The organism is Amycolatopsis sp. N2S4-7 (genome assembly GCF_058119595.1).
The window spans coordinates 9,137,481-9,154,255 of sequence record NZ_CP172299.1; the positions used below are offsets into that span (position 1 = coordinate 9,137,481).

Consider the following 16,775-nt stretch of genomic DNA (forward strand, 5'->3'; position numbering starts at 1 on the left):
TGACGAGGGGTGGGGCCGGAATATCCGGTGCCACCCCTCGTTTGTTTTGTTCGTACCCTTTTCGTCGCAGTGTTGAGTGAAGTGAGGCAAGTCATGGCGTCCCGATTCGTGGACCGAGCGGTCATCCACCTGACCGCCGGTGACGGGGGGAACGGCTGCGCCTCGGTGCACCGCGAGAAGTTCAAGCCCCTCGGCGGCCCGGACGGCGGCAACGGCGGCAACGGCGGCGACGTCCTGCTGGTCGTCGACCCCAACGTGCACACCCTGCTCGACTTCCACTTCCGCCCGCACGCCAAGGCCGGCAGCGGCAAGATGGGCCAGGGCGGCAACCGCGCGGGCGCGGCGGGGGAGTCCCTGGTGATGAAGGTGCCGTCCGGCACCGTCGTGTTCACCGAAGACGGCGAGATGGTCGCCGACCTGATCGGCCCGGGCACCACGTTCGTCGCCGCGCAGGGCGGCCGGGGCGGGCTCGGCAACGCCGCACTGTCCTCGAAGGCCCGCAAGGCCCCCGGCTTCGCGCTGCTGGGCGAGCCGGGCGAAAGCCGCAACCTGGTGCTGGAGCTGCGGTCGGTCGCCGACGTCGGCCTGCTGGGCTTCCCGTCCGCCGGCAAGTCGTCGCTGATCTCGGTGCTGTCCGCGGCCAAGCCGAAGATCGCCGACTACCCGTTCACCACGCTGGTGCCGAACCTCGGTGTCATCACCGGCGGCGACACGGTGTTCACGATGGCCGACGTGCCCGGGCTGATCCCCGGCGCGTCCGAGGGCAAGGGCCTGGGGCTCGACTTCCTCCGCCACATCGAGCGCTGCGCGGTGCTGGTGCACGTCGTCGACTGCGCGACGCTGGAGCCCGGCCGCGACCCGCTGTCCGATGTGGACGCTCTCGAGGCGGAGCTCGCCAAGTACACGCCGGGCCTGGGCGGCAAGCTCGAGGAGCGGCCGCGTGTGGTCGTGCTCAACAAGATCGACATCCCCGAGGCCGCCGAGCTCGCCGAGTTCGTCCGCCCCGAGTTCGAGGCCCGCGGCCTGCGCGTCTTCGAAGTCTCGACCGCTTCCCGCAAGGGGCTGCGCGAGCTGACGTTCGCGTTGGCCGCCGTCGTCGAGCAGTACCGCGAGGCGCAGCCGGTGCTGGAGCCGGAGAAGATCGTGCTGCGGCCGCTGGCCGTCGACGACTCCGGGTTCACCGTCGACGTCGATCCCGAGGAGGAGGGCGCGTTCATCGTGCGCGGCTCCCGGCCGGAGCGGTGGATCCGCCAGACCGACTTCGGCAACGACGAGGCCGTCGGCTACCTGGCCGACCGGCTCAACCGCCTCGGCGTCGAGGACAAGCTGGCGAAGCTCGGCGCGCGGCCGGGCAGCCCGGTCACGATCGGCGACGTCCAGTTCGAGTGGGAGCCGTCGACGCCGAGCGTCGCGATGCACTTGTCCGGCCGCGGCACCGACGTCCGGCTCGAGCGCAACGACCGCATCGGCGCGGCCGAGCGCAAGGAAGCCCGCCGGATCCGGCGGGACGGCACGGGCGAGTTCGACGACCTGGACGTCGACGAGTGAGCGGCACCCGCGAGGCCATTGCCGGGGCCCGGCGGCTGGTGGTCAAGGTCGGCTCGTCGGCGCTGACCAGTGCGGGCAGCGGCCTCGACGTCGCCCGCCTGGACGCGCTGGTCGACGCGATCGCCGAGCGCGTGGCCCGGGAAACGCAGATCGTGCTCGTGTCCTCGGGCGCGATCGGCGCCGGACTCGCTCCGCTTTCGCTCGGCAAGCGGCCGAAGGACCTCGCGACCCAGCAGGCGGCGGCGAGCGTGGGGCAGCTGGCGCTGGCGCACGCCTACGCCGAGTCGTTCGGGCGGTATTCGCTGACGGTCGGGCAGGTGCTGCTCACCTCCGACGACGTCGTCCGCCGCTCGCACTACCGGAACGCGCAGCGGACGTTTTCGCGGCTGCTGGCGCTCGGCGCGGTCCCGGTGGTCAACGAGAACGACACGGTGGCCACGGAGGAGATCCGCTTCGGCGACAACGACCGCCTGGCGGCCCTGGTGGCCCACCTGATCGGCGCGGACGCGCTGCTCTTGCTGTCCGATGTGGACGGCCTGTACGACGGCGACCCCCGCCAGGGCGCCACCCGCAAGCTCACCGAGGTCCTGTCGGAGTCCGATGTGGACGGGATCGCGGTCGGCATGTCGAGCTCCGGCCTGGGCACGGGCGGCATGGTGTCCAAGCTGGCGGCCGCCCGCACGGCGGCCGGAGCGGGCATCCCGGTCCTGCTCGCGGCGGCGTCGGAAGCGTCGGCCGCGCTGACGACGGCTTCCCCGGGCACGGCCTTCGCCCCCGCGGACACCCGCCTCTCGGCCCGCCGGTTCTGGCTCGGCTACGCGGCGGACACCACGGGCAAGCTCCGCCTCGACGACGGCGCGGTGACCGCGGTGGTCCGCCGCCGGTCCCTGCTGGCGGCCGGGATCACGGGCGTGGAGGGCGAGTTCCAGGCCGGCGACGTGGTCGACCTGGTCGACGCCAAGGACCGCCCGGTGGCCCGCGGCGTAGTCGCCTTCGACGCGACGGAGCTGCCGGACCTCATCGGCCGCTCAACACCCGAGCTCCCGGCGGAGCAGCGCCGCGAGGTCGTGCACGCCGACAACCTGGTCCCCCTGCGCCGCTGACCCGCCAGACATCACGCGTGATCCGCCGGGCATCGCCGTGATGCCCCCTCAATCACGCGTGATGCCTTCCCGGTCACGCGTGATGCCCCGCTGATCACACCGAGACCAGCCGGGCACCGCCGTCGGCTTCCAGTACCGTGCCGGTCAGGTTGGCGTTCGTCGCCGCGAGGGTCACCACCTCGGCCACGTCGTCGGCCGTCGCCACGCGCCGAGCCGGGATGGCCGCCGCCGTCTGCGCGAAGAACCCCTCCCGCATCTCCGCCGGGAAACCACTCCACCAGGCCGTGTCGACGACCCCCGGCGAAACGGCGTTGACCCGCCGCGGCGCCAGTTCCACCGCCAGGGGCTTGACCAGCGCTTCGACCGCCGCGTTGAGCGCGCCGATCCCGGCCGTGCCGGCCATCGCGGCCCGGGCGGTGATCGCGCTGAGCAGCGTGATCGACCCGTCCGCGGCCAGGTGCGGCAGGACCGCCTGGATCGTGGTCAGGTGCGCCCAGAACTTCGCGTCGAAGGCCCGGCGCAGCGTCGCGAGGTCCAGTTCGGCGATCGGCCCCAGGCCTTCGGTGCCGGACAGGCTCACCACCAGCACGTCGACCGTGCCCAGCGACTCGGCCAGCGCGGCCATCGCGACAGCGTCGCCGCCGTCGGCCTGGTGCCCCGTCAGCTGCGGGTCGCTCGCGGCGACGTCGTCGAGACGTTCCTTGCCGCGCCCGATGATGTGGACGTCGTAACCCCGGGCGTGCAGCCGTCGCGCGGTCGCCAGGCCGATGCCCGACGTGCCGCCGGCGACGAGAGCGATGCTCATGCTTGTTCCTCATTTCGAACCGGTACGTCTCGTTTCAAAATGAACGCTACCATCGGATCCCATGACCGACCAGTCCCGTCCCGGCCGCAAGCGCAGTGAGCAGAGCCGGCTGGCGATCCTCGCCGCCACGCTCGAACTGGTCGCGGAGGCGGGCTACGGCGCCCTGACCGTCGAAGGCATCGCGGCGCGCTCCGGCGTCGGCAAGCAGACGATCTACCGCTGGTGGCCCTCGAAGGCCGACGTCCTGCTGGACGCGCTCGCGACGAAGGCGGACCTGCAGATCCGGATCCCCGACGAGGGGTCGTTCCGCGCCGACCTGGCCCGCTTCCTGGACAGCACGTTCGAACTCGGGGACAAGGACCAGGTCGCGGACACGCTCCGGGCGCTGATGGCGCAGGCGCAGCTCGACCCGGAGTTCGGCAAGCGGTTCCGCGAGGACTTCCTCTTCCGCCGCCGGGACGCTTTGGGCACGATCGTCGACCGCGCCCGCGAGCGCGGCGAACTGCCCGCGCGCGTCGCGCCCGGCACGGTGATCGACGTCGTGTTCGGCACGCTCTGGTACCGGCTCCTCGCGACGCGGGAGCCGGTCGGCCGCGGCCTGGCCGGCGAACTGGTGGCGCTGCTAGCGGATCAGGGCGCCTCGACCGCCGAAATGCGGTAGCGCGCCACCGACGCGTCGAGGATCCGCGCCGCCTGCTCGGCCGACGGCCCGGACCCGCGGAAGCGCTCGAGGTCCTCGTCGGACTCCCAGCGCTCGTACACCGTCACCCGGCCGGGGTCGAGCAGGTCCGCGCCCAGCGCGTACTCGAGGCAGCCGGGCGCTTCGCGCGCCAGCCGCACGGCTTCGGTGCAGCCTGCGAGGTAGGCGGCCCGCGCCTCGGGGGCGACGGCGAGCCAGCCGGCGACGATGATCATGACGGCGTGATCCGATCCGGTTTGATCGTGAGCAGCACCCGGGTCTGGTCCCGCCCGCCCCACCACGGGTACGGGCCGCCGAGGTAGCGCTGCGCCAGCTTCTCGATGTGCTCGACCGCGCCGTCCTCGGTCATCTCCAGCACGCGGCCGCGGATCGCGTAGTAGCGCGACGGCCGGTCGCGGTCGGCGACGTTGAGCGCCACCCGCGGGTCACGCTCGAGGTTGCGCTGCTTCTGGTGGCCCAGGACGGTGTTGACGAGGACGTGCGTGCCGTCGGTGTCCACCCAGGTCTGGGTGAGCTGCGGCGAGCCGTCCGGCATCGACGTCGCCAGGAAGCAGAGGCTCGGTTCGCGCAGCAGGGCGAGCAGGTCGCCAGGCAGTTCCACAGTGGTCTCCGCTAAAGCCGTTCGGGCGCTTCGATGCCGAGCAGGGAGAGCCCGAGCACGAGCGTTTGCGACGTCAGCGTAGTCAACCTGAGCCGGGACGCGCGCAACTCGGGCGAAGCTGCTTTCAGGACCGGACATTCTTCGAAGAACCGGGAGAACGCGACCGCCGTCTCGTACAGGTACGTACAGAGCTTGTGCGGCGCGTAGGCGCTCGTCGCCGCCTTCAGTGCTTCGCCGAACCGAAGCAGCTTCAGCGCCAGAGCGCGTTCCGCCGGCGCTTCCAGGAGCACCTGCGTGCCGTCCGGCCGTCCGCCCGCCTTCCGGAGGATCGACTGCGTCCGCGCGTGCGCGTACTGGAGGTACACGGAGGTGTTGCCCTCCTTGGCGAGCATCCGGTCCCAGGCGAAGACGTAGTCGCGTTCGCGGTCACCGGACAGGTCGGCGTACTTCACCGCGCCGATGCCCACCGCCCGGGCCACTTCCGCCTGTCCCGCCGCGTCGAGCTCACTGCGTTCGGCGACGACCGCGGCGGCCTGCGTCACGGCTTCGGTGAGCAGGTCGGCCAGCTTGATCGTCTCGCCGGCGCGGGTCCGCATGGTCTTGCCGTCGGCACCCAGCACCGTGCCGAAGCCGATGTGTTCGGCGTGGCCGGTCAGCCAGCCCGCCGCACGGCAGGTGGCGAACAGCATCGCGAAGTGCTGTGCCTGCGGCGTTCCGACGACGTAGAGCAGGTCCGTCGCGCCGCGCTCGGCCGTCCAGTACCGGACGGTGGCGAGATCGGTGGCGGCGTACCCGTAGCCGCCGTCGCGCTTGCGGACGATCAGCGGCAGCCGGTCGCCTTCGCGGTTGCGGAACCCCTCGGGGAACACGCAGACGGCGCCGTCACTGACCTCGGTCAGCCCGGCCTTTTCGAGGTTGTCGACCACGGTGGCGAGGTACGGGTTGTAGAAGCTCTCGCCGTAGATGTCCGCGTCCGTCAGGGAAATCCCGAGCAGGGCGTAGACCTCGTTGAAGTGCCGGGTCGACTCGGCGACGAGCTCCCGCCAGCTGGCCAGCGTCTCTTCGTCGCCGCTCTGCAGCAGCACGACGCGGCTGCGTGCCCGCGTCGCGAACGTCTCGTCGCTGTCGAACTTCCGGCGCGCTTCGCGGTAGAAGGCATCGAGGTCGGCGATCGCGCGCTGCCCGGCGGGCGCGTCCGCGAGGTGCTCGATGAGCATGCCGAACGGCGTGCCCCAGTCGCCGAGGTGGTTGTGCGGCAGCACTTCGTGCCCGGCGAAGCGTAGCAGGCGGGCGAGCGCGTCGCCGATCACCGACGAGCGCAGGTGCCCGACGTGCATCTCCTTGGCCACGTTCGGGCTGCTGTAGTCGAGCGCGATCCGCCGGGGCGCCGGGGTTTCCGGCACGCCGAGCCGCGGATCGCCGAGCAGCGCGCCGGTGCGCGCTTCGAGCCATTCCCTGCGCAGCACGAAGTTGAGGAAGCCCGGCCCGGCGATTTCGGGGGCATCGGCGATGCCGTCGAGCTCCAGCGCCCCGGCGATCGCCTGGGCGACCTCGCGCGGCGGGCGGCCGAGCCGCTTGCCCAGGCTCATCGCGAGGTTGCCCTGGTAGTCGACGCCCTCGCGCGGCGACGCCTGGATCAGCGCCTGCTCCGGCGTCAGCTCGACGTCCAGCGCCCGGCCGGCGGCGGCCACCACGCGGCGCGCCAGCTCCTCGGTAACGTCGGCGGTCTGCTGCACGGTGTCCCTCCTTCGGTTCGGTCGCGGAGCCCGCAGCGTAGCGAGCGTGACCGACCGGTGACGAAGGGATTACCGCAGCTCGCTGCCCTTGGTCTCCGGCAGGGTGAGGATCACCGCGAACGCGATGGCGGCACCGGCGGCGACGTACCAGAAGTAGAGCGTCGGCGAGATCGTGCCGAAGAGCGTGATGAGCAGCGGGGCGGTACCGCCGAAGATCGCGACGGTCAGGTTGTACCAGGCCCCGATCCCCAGCCCGCGCAGCTCGGTGGGGAACAGCTCGCTCATGATGGCCGGCGCGATCGACGTCATCGCGGTGTACAGCCCGAGCCCGACGCAGAAGACCACGAGCAGCCCGCCGACGTTCGGTCCGATCAAAGTGGACAGCGGCACGACGACCACCGCGGTAGCCCCGGACCAGACCAGCAGCTGTGGCTTCCGCCCGACCCGGTCCGACAGCGCGCCGAGCGGGTACTGCAGCGCGATGAACAACGCCGTGCCCACCGAAAGGGCGAGGAAGACGGCGTCGGCGTCGGCGTGCCGGGTCTTCACCGCGAAAGACGTGAGCGCGCTGAAGAACGTGTAGTAGCAAAGGGTCGAGAGCATCGTGAAGCCGACGAGCCGGCCGACGGCCTTCGGGTGGTGGGTCAGTGTCGTCAGCAGCGGGCGCTCGATCTTGCGGGCCTTGGTCTTCGTCTGCTCGAACAGCTCGGTTTCGGCGAGGCTGCGCCGCAGCCACAGCCCGACCAGGCCGAAGACGCCGCCCAGCAGGAACGGCAGCCGCCAGCCCCACGACGAGAGTTCGGCCTTGTCCAGCGTCCTGGCCAGGACGAACCCGAGCACGGTCGCGACCAGCACGGCCGACCCGGTCGAGATGTAGAAGAACGCCGAGTACCGGCCGCGACGCGCCGGCGGCGCGATTTCGCCCAGGTAGGCCGACGCGTTCGACACCTCCCCGCCGAGCGAAAGCCCCTGCGCGACGCGGGCGAGCAGCAGCAGGAGCGGCGCCAGCCAGCCGACCTGCGAGAACGTCGGCAACAGCCCGATCGCCACCGAGCCGCCGGCCATCAGCAGGATGGTGAGGATCATGGCGGGCTTCCGGCCCCGGGTGTCGGCGAAGCGGCCGAGCAGGACACCGCCGAGCGGCCGGAAGAAGAACGCGAGTGCATAGGTGGCGAACGTGTTGATCAGCGCGAGGGTGTCGTTCCCGGCGGGGAAGAACGCGCTGGCGAAGTAGATGCTGAACGTCGCGTAGATCGTCCAGTCGAACCACTCCAGCGCATTGCCCGCGCTCGCCGCGAACAGCTTGCGCACCGGCAGCCGGTGCCGCTGGGTCACCCGCACGGTGGACTCGGTCATGGCGGCCTCCACGTCACCCGAAGGTGGAACGGGACTTTGCCACATTCGTTCGCGGTGCGAAAGATCCCGACCCGGCCGGTTCCTTGTCCTCCTCTCCCTTACGCCGTGCTCGCCAGCGCGAACGGCAGGACCGCCGGAGCCCCGGCCCGCCGCAGCAGGCGTGCGGCGAGCGTCATCGTCCAGCCCGTGTCGATGACGTCGTCCACCAGCAGGATCGGCCCGCCCGGCAACGTCGCCGCGAGGTCGGCCGGCATGCTCAGCCGTCGCCACAGGTCGGCCAGCCGCTGCGCGCTGTTCGCCTGCCGCGGCGGTGGGCCGTCCGCGTCGAGCGCGCCCAGGAAGTCCAGCCTGCCGACCTCGGCCAGCCGCGTCGCCAGGCTGTAGACGAGCCGCGGCCGCGTCGACGACGGCACCGCGACCACCGCCACCGGCCGTTCCGCCCACTGCCACCCGGCCAGCACCTGGATGCAGGCCTTGAACACCGAGTCGGGCACGTCGGTGTCCTGCGCCGTGGCGCCGACGAGCTCCCGCAGCCGGTTGCCCCAGCCGACGTCGGTGAGCCGCCCGAGCACCTGCCCGGGCTCGGCCTGGTCGTCGGCCGAGATCCGGCCGGACACCGGAACGTCCAAAGAGGACATCCCCGTCGGCCACTGCTTCCGCGGCGCGACCTCGACGCCGGGCCGCTGCAGGCGTTCCCGCGTCGCGTCGACGACCTCGTCGGCGATCGTCGTGTCCCAGTGCTTGCCGGTGCAGTTGTCGCACCGCCCGCACGGCGCCGCGTCCGGGTCGTCGAGCTGCCGCCGCAGGTACTCCATGCGGCAGCCGTCGGTCGCCAGGTAGCCGAGCATCGCGTCCTGCTCGCGGTCGCGCGCCTCCGCGACCCGCTGGTACCGCCCGCGGTCGTACTGCCAGTCTTCGCCCGTGCTCTCCCAGCCGCCCTTCACGCGCCGGACCGCGCCGTCGACGTCCAGCACCTTCAGCACCATTTCCAGGCGGGACCGGGAAAGCTCCACCGACGGCTCGAGCGCGGCCGTCGAAAGGGGACGGTGGGCGTAGGCGAGGCTGTTCAGCACCTGCGTCACCCGCAGCTCGTCGGGGAAGGCCAGTGACCCGAAGTACGCCCAGATCGCGCGGTCCTCCTCGCCGGGCAGCAGCACGACCTCGGCGCGCTCCACGCCACGCCCGGCGCGGCCGACCTGCTGGTAGTACGCGATCGGCGACGACGGCGCGCCGAGGTGCACGACGAACCCGAGGTCCGGCTTGTCGAACCCCATGCCCAGCGCGGACGTCGCGACCAGGGCCTTGACGCGGTTGCCGAGCAGGTCGTCCTCGGCCGCCTGCCGGTCGGCCGGGTCGGTCTTGCCGGTGTAGGCCGCCACCGGGTAGCCGCGGTCCTTCAGCAGCGACGCGACGTCGTGCGCCGCCGCGACGGTCAGCGTGTAGATGATCCCCGAGCCGGGCAGCTCGGCCAGGTGCTCCGCGAGCCAGGCCAGCCGCGCCTGCGACGTCGGCAGCCGGCACACCGACAGCCGCAGGCTTTCCCGGTCGAGACTGCCGCGCAGGACCAGCGTGTCCCCGCCGGTGCCGAGGCCCAGCTGCTCGGCGACGTCGGTGACCACGCGGTCGTTCGCCGTCGCGGTGGTCGCCAGTACCGGCACGCCGTCGGGAAGGTCGCCCAGCAGCGTGCGCAGGCGCCGGTAGTCCGGCCGGAAGTCGTGCCCCCAGTCGGAGATGCAGTGCGCCTCGTCGACCACCAGCAGGCCCGTGCTGGCGGTCAGCTTCGGCAGCACGTTGTCGCGGAAGTCCGGGTTGTTCAGCCGTTCGGGGCTGACCAGCAGGACGTCGACCTCGCCGGCCGCGACCGCCGCCTGGACCTGGTCCCACTCCTGCGGGTTCGCGGAGTTCATCGTCGCCGCGTGGATCCCGGCCCTCGCCGCCGCCGAGATCTGGTTGCGCATCAGCGCGAGCAGGGGCGACACGATGACGGTCGGCCCGCTGCCCTGTTCCCGCAGCAGGGCCGTGGCCAGGAAGTACACCGCGGACTTGCCCCACCCGGTTCGTTGCACGACGAGCGCGCGGCGCCGGTGCGCGACCAGGGCCTCGATGGCCGTCCATTGGTCTTCGCGCAGCTTCGCCGAGTCGCCGGCCAGTGCCCGGAGGAGGGTTTCGGCGCGGTCGCGGAGGGCTGGGGTGGTGCCGGTGGTGTCCACGTCCCCACGTCTACCCCATGGCACCGACAGACCGGGAATCGGCGGCGTCGCGAACGGACCGTTCGTGTCGAATACCGGCCGTAATGTGACCTGAATCACAAGTCCTGCCCGGTCGGGGGAGGTGGCGAACAGCACCGGACGGCTCCCGGTTCCGCTGTATAGGCTTTCGAGTCATGTCACCACGGCGGATCGGGGTCATGGGCGGCACGTTCGACCCCGTGCACCACGGCCACCTCGTCGCGGCCAGCGAGGTCCAGTCCCGGTTCGGGCTCGACGAGGTGATCTTCGTCCCCACCGGCCAGCCGTGGCAGAAGACCAGCCGCCAGGTGACGAGGGCCGAGGACCGCTACCTGATGACGGTCATCGCCACCGCGTCCAACCCGGTGTTCTCGGTCAGCCGCGTGGACATCGACCGCGGCGGCCAGACCTACACCGTCGACACCCTGCGCGACCTGCACGCCGAGTACCCCGACGACCAGCTCTTCTTCATCACCGGCGCCGACGCGCTCGAGCAGATCCTGACCTGGCACAAGGCCGACGAGCTGTTCGACTTCGCGCACTTCATCGGCGTCACGCGGCCCGGCTACCGGCTCAATTCGCACCACCTGCCCAGCGGCAAGGTGAGTCTCGTCGAGGTCACGGCGATGGCGATTTCGTCCACCGGCTGCCGCGATCGCGTCGAACGCGGGGAGCCGGTCTGGTACCTCGTTCCCGACGGCGTCGTGCGCTACATCGCCAAGAAGGATCTCTACCGGAAGAGCGACTGAAGCGCGGCTGGTCCCGGCGGGTACCCTTCTCGGGCGAACCCGATCTGAGAAGGAGCACCGTGGCAGCCACGTCCGAGGCACGAGAGCTGGCCGTAGCGGCCGCACACGCGGCGGCGGACAAGAAGGCCAGCGACGTCGTCGTGCTGGACGTGTCCGAGCAGCTCGTCATCACCGACGCCTTCGTCATCGCCTCCGCGCCCAACGAGCGCCAGGTCGGCGCGATCGTCGACAACGTCGAAGAGAAGCTGCGGCTGGGCGGGCACAAGCCGGTCCGCCGCGAGGGCGCCCGCGAAGGGCGCTGGGTGCTGCTCGACTACGTCGACGTCGTCGTGCACGTCCAGCACGTCGAAGAGCGCACGTTCTACGGCCTCGAGCGGCTGTGGAAGGACTGCCCCCGCATCGAGGTGGCCGGTCTCGAGGAGCCACCCGCCGACGAGGACCCGGACGTCCCGTGAGCCCGCGGCGGCTGGTGCTCTGGCGCCACGGCGAGACGGACTACAACGCCGCCGGGCGGATGCAGGGTCACCTCGACTCGGCGCTGACGCCGGTCGGCTGGAACCAGGCCCGCTTCGCGGTGCCCGCGCTGGCCCGGTTCTCGCCGGACCTCGTGATCGCGTCCGACCTGCGCCGCGCCACCGACACCGCCACCGTGCTCACCGACGCGATCGGCGTCCCGCTGCGGATCGACAAGCGGCTGCGCGAGACGCACCTCGGCGAATGGCAGGGGCTCACCGGCGCGGAGGTCGACCAGGCCTACCCCGGTGAGCGCGCCCGCTGGCGCACGGACGCGACCTGGGCGCCGCCGGGCGGGGAGAACCGCCTCGACGTCGCCGACCGCGCGAGCGAAGTGGTCGTGGACCTGCAGCAGGCCAACTCCGAGGTGGGCGAGACCGTCCTGCTGGCCGCGCACGGCGGACTGATCATCGCGCTCACCGCGCGGCTGCTGAAGCTGCCGGTGGAGATCTGGCCGTCGCTGGGCGGGATCCAGAACTGCCACTGGGTCGAGCTGGGCTGGCGCGACGGCAAGTGGCGGCTGCACGCCTACAACGCGGGGATGCACGGCTAGCCGATGGGGCCCCGCCTGCTGGTGTTCGGCGACTCGCTGAGCTTTCACGGTCCCGAGGGACCCTGCGCCGCGGACGAACCGCGGCTGTGGCCCAACATCGCGGCCGCCGCGCTCGGCGGCACCGCCGACCTGGTCGCCGGGATCGGCTGGACCGCGCGCGACGCCTGGTGGTCGCTGACCGGCGACCCGCGCGTCTGGGCCGACCTCCACCACGTCGACGCCGTCGTGCTGGCGGTCGGCAGCATGGACACGCTGCCTTCGCCGTTGCCGACCTACCTGCGCACCGGGCTGCGGTACCTGCGGCCCGACCCGGTGCGGCGGGTGGTGCGCAAGGCCTACCTCGCCGCGCAGCCGCGGCTGTCGGTCGCGTTCCGCGGCCGTCCCGCGGTGCTGCCGGCCAAGCTCACCGTGCAGTACCTCGACACGGCGGTCGGCGCGCTGCGCGTCCTGCGGCCCGAACTGCCGATCTTCGGCATGCTGCCGTCCGTGCACCGCGCGGCGGCGTACGGCAACGTCCACACCGCACGCCCGGCCGCGGCGGCCGCGATGGCGGCCTGGGGGACCCGGGCGGGAGTTCCGTTGCTGGACCTCGAAGCCGTCGTGGGGGAGCACGTGCTCAGCGGCGCGGGCAACCCCGACGGCATGCACTGGGGCTGGCCGGGGCACGCGGCGGTGGGCGCGGCGATGTCCGTGTTGATGGCGCCGGTGCTGGCCCCCGGCCACGTAGGCTGACGGCGTGTCGGTCGCCGTAGTCACGGATTCCACCGCCCACCTGCCGGAGGGCTTCGCCGAGCGGCACGCGGTCCGGGTGGTGCCGCTGCACGTCCTGGTCGACGGCGTGGTTTCCCTCGACGGTGTCGAGACCGGCCCGGCGGCGGTCGCCGAGGCGATGAGCCAGCGCAAGATCGTCACGACGTCCCGGCCGACGCCCACCGAATTCGTCAAGGAGTACCGCGCGGCGCTCGCCGACGGCGCGGACGCGATCGTGTCGGTGCACCTGTCGCGCGAGCTGTCGGGCACCTGGGAAGCGGCGGTGCTGGCGGCGCAGGAGGTCGGCCCGGACCGGGTCCGCGTCGTCGACTCCCGCACCACGGCGATGGGGCTCGGGTTCGCCGCGTTGCGCGCGGCGGCCGCGGCGGGCCGCGGAGCTTCGGCGGCGGAAGTCGAGGCCGCGGCGGTGACGGCGGCCGGCTGCTCGTCGACGTTGTTCGTCGTGGAGACGCTGGAGCACCTGCGCCGCGGCGGCCGGATCGGCCCGGCGGCGGCGCTGCTCGGCACGGCGCTGGCGGTGAAACCGGTGCTCCACATGTCCGACGGCCGGATCCTCCCGCTGGAGAAGGTCCGCACCATGAACCGGGCGATCGCGCGGCTGGTCGAACTCGCCGCCCAGGCCGCGGAAGACGGCGACGTCGAGCTCGCCGTCCACCACCTCGCCTCGCCGGAACGGGCGGTCGCGCTCGCGAACCGGCTGGAGGAGGCCGTCCCGCGCTCGGCGGGGTGCGTGGTCTCCGAGCTGGGCGCGGTGATCGGGGCGCACACCGGTCCGGGCGTGCTGGGCGTGGTCGTCCAGCGCACGGTCCCGGCCCGCCGCTAGCCCCGGCCGGGCGGCGCGCCGAACCCTCCAGCATGCCACCCGGGTACGACGGAAACGGCCGGTCCCGGCCCGGGCCGGCGGGATCCGTCCACAGCACCCCGGTTGTCCACAGAACGCGGCGGCACCCCTGTCGGACGCCTCCCCGCGGGCCCTAACGTCGATCGTGTGTTCGAGCAGCCCGCCCGGGATCCGGGCCTCCCCGTCAACGACCGGCTCGCCTGGCTGGCCGACCAGCTCTCGCCGGACGAGAGCACGGTCGGCCCCGGCGGCCGGCTGGTCCGGCGCTGGCTGCCGGGCGGATCGGCTCCGGCCGGCCGCCGCCGGTGGGCGTTCGCCGGTGTCCTCGCGGCGGTCGTGGTGATCGTCCTCGGCTCGGTCGCCCTCTTCGGCGGCCGTCCGGTGCCGGAGCCACCGCCCGCCCTGCCCAGCGCCAAACCGGCGGCCGAGGCGCGGGCCGCACCTCCGCCCGGCCTCGTCGTCAGCGTGATCGGCCGCGTCCGGTCGCCGGGCCTGATCACGGTGCCCCAGGGCGCCCGGGTCGCGGACGTCCTGCGCGCGGCGGGCGGAGCCGACCCGGGCGCGGACCTCGGCGCGCTGAACCTGGCCCGCAAGGTAACCGACGGCGAGCAGCTGGCGGTCGGCATCCCGGCCCCCGCACCAGCTCCCGGTGCCCCCTCGGCGGCGGGCGGCAAGGTCGACCTGAACGCGGCCACCCCGGACCAGCTGGACACCCTCCCCGGCGTCGGCGAGGTGATGGCCAAGCGAATCGTCCAGTGGCGCACGGACCACGGCGGCTTCACGAAGGTCGAGCAACTCCGCGACGTGGACGGCATCGGAGAAAGCAAGTTCGCGCGGTTGCGGGAGCAGGTGACGGTGGGATGAGCACCCTTCCCGCGACCGACACCCGGCAGGACATGCGTCTGGTCCCGGCGGCTCTGGCGTGCTGGCTGGCCGCGCTCGCAGGCTTGCTCCTCGGCTGGTGGACGTCCGTGGCAGTCGGTCTGACCTCGGCAGCGGTCGCTGGGCTGATCCTCTGGCGGACCCGCCAAAGACCTCGTGCCCTCGACGCCGCGGCGGCCCTGCTGGTCCTGGGTCTTGTCGCGGCCGGTCCGGTCGCCTGGCGGATCCGCGACGCGCAGCGTGACGACCTGCGCGCCGCGTCGGCCCAAGGGCTTCCTGCCGCGCTGCGGGTCGTCGTCGCCGAACGCCCGAAGCCCGTGCGCAGCGCCGGGTACGCCGATCGGCAGGCCGGGGCCCGGTCGGTCGTGCTGGCGGCCGACGTGCGCGCGGCGTCCGTCGACGGCCGGCCGGTGCAGTCGTCCGGGCGCGTCCTGCTGCTGGCGCCGGTCGCGCGGTGGGCATTGCTGGTGCCCGGCCAAGAGGTCGCGGCAACCGGCCTGCTGATGCCGCCGCGCGGCTCGGACCTGACCGTCGCGGTGCTGTCCGTGCGCGGCCCGCCGGGAGAGCCCGGCCCGGCGCCGTGGTGGCAGCGGGCGGCGGCCGGGCTGCGCGCCGGCCTGCACGACCTGTGCCAGGACCTCCCGGACGAACCCGCCGGCCTGCTGCCGGGCCTGGTCCTGGGGGACACGAGCGCGTTGTCGCCGCGGGTCGAGCAGGAGTTCGTCACGGCGGGCCTCGCCCACCTCACCGCGGTCAGCGGCGGGAACCTCGCCGTGGCCTGCGGGGCGGTGCTGCTCCTGCTCCGGCTGCTCCGGCTCGGGCCCCGGCTGTCGGCGGTGGCGGCCGGGACGTGCCTGGCCGGGTTCCTCGTCTTGGTCGGCCCGGAGCCGAGCGTGCTGCGCGCCGGCGTCATGGCGGCCGTCGCGCTGCTCGCCTTGGCCTTGGGACGGTGCGGCTCGGCGTTGCCCGCCCTGGCGTTCGCGGTGTGCGTGCTCGTGGTGGCGGATCCGGCGATGGCCACGGACTTCGGTTTCGCGCTGTCGGTGGTCGCCACCGCCGGGCTGGTCCTGCTCGCGCCCCGCTGGGCCGGAGCCATGGTCCGCCGCGGCGTCCCACCCGGGGTCGCCGAAGGGCTGGCGATCCCGCTGGCGGCCTTCCTGGTGACGACGCCGGTGCTCGCGGGCATGGCGGGCTCGGTGAGCCTGGTTTCGGTGCTCACCAACGTCCTCGCCGCACCCGTGGTGGCGCCGGCGACGGTGCTCGGCGTGCTGGCGACGGTCACCGGCCCGTGGTGGCCGGGCGCCGGGAAGGTCCTGGTGCACCTGGCCGGCCCGGAGGCGCGGTGGCTGATCACGGTCGCCCGGCACGGCGCGCGGGCCCCGGGTGCGGTCGTCGCCTGGCCCGGCGGCTGGACGGGCGGCCTGCTCGCGGCCGCCGTCCTCGCGGTGCTGGTCCTGGCGGCCCGGCACCGGCGGGTGCGGCTGCTCATGGCGGTGCTCGTCGTCGGCGCGCTGCTGGTGTTCGTGCCGGTCCGGGTGTTCGCGCCGGCGTGGCCACCGCGGAACTGGGCGATGGTGGAGTGCGACGTCGGCCAGGGCGACGCCGTCGTGCTGGCGACCGCCGAGCCGGGACGGGCCGTCGTCGTGGACACCGGGCCCGAGCCGGGGCCGGTCGACGAGTGCCTGCACCGGCTGGCCGTCGACCGGATCCCGCTCGTGGTGCTGAGCCACCTGCACGCCGACCACATCGGCGGGCTCGCGTCGGTCTTCGAGGGCCGGGCGGTCGGCGGGATCGCCGTCGGGCCCGGGCGGGCGCCGGAGTGGGCGTGGCGGCAGGTCGCGGCGGAGGCCGCCCGGCAGGCGGTGCCGCTGGTGGAACTGAACCCGGGGGAGCGCCTGGAGTGGCCCGGGCTCTCACTCGACGTGCTCGGCCCGCGGTACGTACCGGCCCGCTCGGCCGGGCAGCAGGACGGCACCACGATCAACAACAGTTCGGTGGTGCTGCGAGCGGAAACCCCGGCCGGCCGCGTGCTGCTGACCGGTGACGTCGAACTGGCGGCGCAGGCCGATCTGCTGGCCGACGTCGGCAACCTGGAAGCGGAGGTGCTGAAGGTCCCTCACCACGGCAGTCGCTACTCACTGCCGGCGTTCCTCGCGGCGGTGGCGCCGCGGGTGGCGTTGGTCAGCGTGGGCGCGGGCAACACCTACGGGCACCCGAACCGGTCCACAATGGACAGCCTGGCCGCGCTCGGGGCGCTCGTCACCCGCACCGACCAGGACGGCGACACCGCAGTGGTCGCCGGAACGGCGATCGTCCGCCGGGGTGAGCCGCGCGGCCCGCCGCGCCGGTGAGCCGGGGCGGGGCCGGGTGGCCCGCCCCGGCTCGGGCG

General features: G+C 73.1%; 16 protein-coding genes. 10 read left to right on the forward strand and 6 right to left on the reverse strand.

All coding sequences use genetic code 11. The features are described 5' to 3' along the window. Positions 1-93 precede the first annotated feature (93 nt). Positions 94-1,548, forward strand: coding sequence for a GTPase ObgE (gene obgE / locus ACH54P_RS42940; protein WP_489909034.1), 1,455 nt, complete (start codon positions 94-96; stop codon positions 1,546-1,548). Further along, a complete protein-coding gene (gene proB / locus ACH54P_RS42945; RefSeq protein WP_489909035.1) occupies positions 1,545-2,651 on the forward strand; it encodes a glutamate 5-kinase in 1,107 nt (368 codons plus the stop codon). The genes obgE and proB overlap by 4 nt, the downstream gene beginning before the upstream one ends. Positions 2,652-2,745: 94 nt before the next feature. Here proB and ACH54P_RS42950 read toward each other — a convergent pair whose 3' ends face one another. Then, the gene (locus tag ACH54P_RS42950) at positions 2,746-3,456 is read right to left on the reverse strand and encodes an SDR family oxidoreductase (protein ID WP_489909036.1); all 711 of its coding nucleotides are present in this window, start codon (positions 3,454-3,456) and stop codon (positions 2,746-2,748) included. Positions 3,457-3,517: 61 nt separating this feature from the next. Between ACH54P_RS42950 and ACH54P_RS42955 the strand changes: the two genes are divergently transcribed. Then, positions 3,518-4,117 carry a TetR/AcrR family transcriptional regulator gene (locus ACH54P_RS42955; protein ID WP_489909037.1) on the forward strand — a complete coding sequence of 200 codons (600 nt, stop codon included), beginning with the start codon at positions 3,518-3,520 and terminating at the stop codon, positions 4,115-4,117. Here the strand turns inward: ACH54P_RS42955 and ACH54P_RS42960 are convergent. From ACH54P_RS42960 to ACH54P_RS42980, 5 genes are all read right to left on the reverse strand, one after another. Next, positions 4,087-4,371 (reverse strand): putative quinol monooxygenase, encoded by a 285-nt coding sequence (locus ACH54P_RS42960; protein ID WP_489909038.1) that lies wholly within the window; start codon positions 4,369-4,371, stop codon positions 4,087-4,089. The genes ACH54P_RS42955 and ACH54P_RS42960 overlap by 31 nt on opposite strands. Next, on the reverse strand, positions 4,368-4,757 hold the full coding sequence (locus ACH54P_RS42965) for a PPOX class F420-dependent oxidoreductase (RefSeq protein ID WP_489909039.1): 390 nt from the start codon (positions 4,755-4,757) through the stop codon (positions 4,368-4,370). Before ACH54P_RS42965 ends, ACH54P_RS42960 begins: the two co-directional genes overlap by 4 nt. A gap of 11 nt (positions 4,758-4,768) precedes the next feature. Beyond that, positions 4,769-6,493: an arginine--tRNA ligase gene (argS, locus tag ACH54P_RS42970; RefSeq protein ID WP_489909040.1), complete on the reverse strand. Its 1,725-nt coding sequence runs from the start codon at positions 6,491-6,493 to the stop codon at positions 4,769-4,771. A 69-nt stretch (positions 6,494-6,562) separates the two neighbouring features. After that, the gene (locus ACH54P_RS42975) at positions 6,563-7,849 is read right to left on the reverse strand and encodes an MFS transporter (protein ID WP_489909041.1); all 1,287 of its coding nucleotides are present in this window, start codon (positions 7,847-7,849) and stop codon (positions 6,563-6,565) included. 98 nt (positions 7,850-7,947) lie between these two features. Then, positions 7,948-10,059: a RecQ family ATP-dependent DNA helicase gene (locus tag ACH54P_RS42980; RefSeq protein ID WP_489909042.1), complete on the reverse strand. Its 2,112-nt coding sequence runs from the start codon at positions 10,057-10,059 to the stop codon at positions 7,948-7,950. A gap of 173 nt (positions 10,060-10,232) precedes the next feature. Between ACH54P_RS42980 and nadD the strand changes: the two genes are divergently transcribed. The 7 genes from nadD to ACH54P_RS43015 all read left to right on the forward strand — a co-directional run bounded on the left by nadD (position 10,233) and on the right by ACH54P_RS43015 (position 16,737). Next, entirely contained in the window at positions 10,233-10,826 is a 594-nt protein-coding gene (gene nadD, locus ACH54P_RS42985) for a nicotinate-nucleotide adenylyltransferase (protein WP_489909043.1), read from the forward strand. Positions 10,827-10,885: 59 nt separating this feature from the next. Then, on the forward strand, positions 10,886-11,281 hold the full coding sequence (gene rsfS, locus ACH54P_RS42990) for a ribosome silencing factor (RefSeq protein ID WP_489909044.1): 396 nt from the start codon (positions 10,886-10,888) through the stop codon (positions 11,279-11,281). Next, the gene (locus ACH54P_RS42995; protein WP_489909045.1) at positions 11,278-11,892 is read left to right on the forward strand and encodes a histidine phosphatase family protein; all 615 of its coding nucleotides are present in this window, start codon (positions 11,278-11,280) and stop codon (positions 11,890-11,892) included. Before rsfS ends, ACH54P_RS42995 begins: the two co-directional genes overlap by 4 nt. Positions 11,893-11,895: 3 nt before the next feature. Beyond that, a complete protein-coding gene (gene octT / locus ACH54P_RS43000; RefSeq protein WP_489909046.1) occupies positions 11,896-12,624 on the forward strand; it encodes a diglucosylglycerate octanoyltransferase in 729 nt (242 codons plus the stop codon). A 4-nt stretch (positions 12,625-12,628) separates the two neighbouring features. After that, entirely contained in the window at positions 12,629-13,486 is an 858-nt protein-coding gene (locus ACH54P_RS43005) for a DegV family protein (protein ID WP_489909047.1), read from the forward strand. A 165-nt stretch (positions 13,487-13,651) separates the two neighbouring features. After that, positions 13,652-14,368 carry a ComEA family DNA-binding protein gene (locus tag ACH54P_RS43010; protein ID WP_489909048.1) on the forward strand — a complete coding sequence of 239 codons (717 nt, stop codon included), beginning with the start codon at positions 13,652-13,654 and terminating at the stop codon, positions 14,366-14,368. Continuing rightward, positions 14,365-16,737, forward strand: coding sequence for a ComEC/Rec2 family competence protein (locus ACH54P_RS43015; RefSeq protein WP_489909049.1), 2,373 nt, complete (start codon positions 14,365-14,367; stop codon positions 16,735-16,737). The genes ACH54P_RS43010 and ACH54P_RS43015 overlap by 4 nt, the downstream gene beginning before the upstream one ends. Positions 16,738-16,775: the final 38 nt, after the last annotated feature.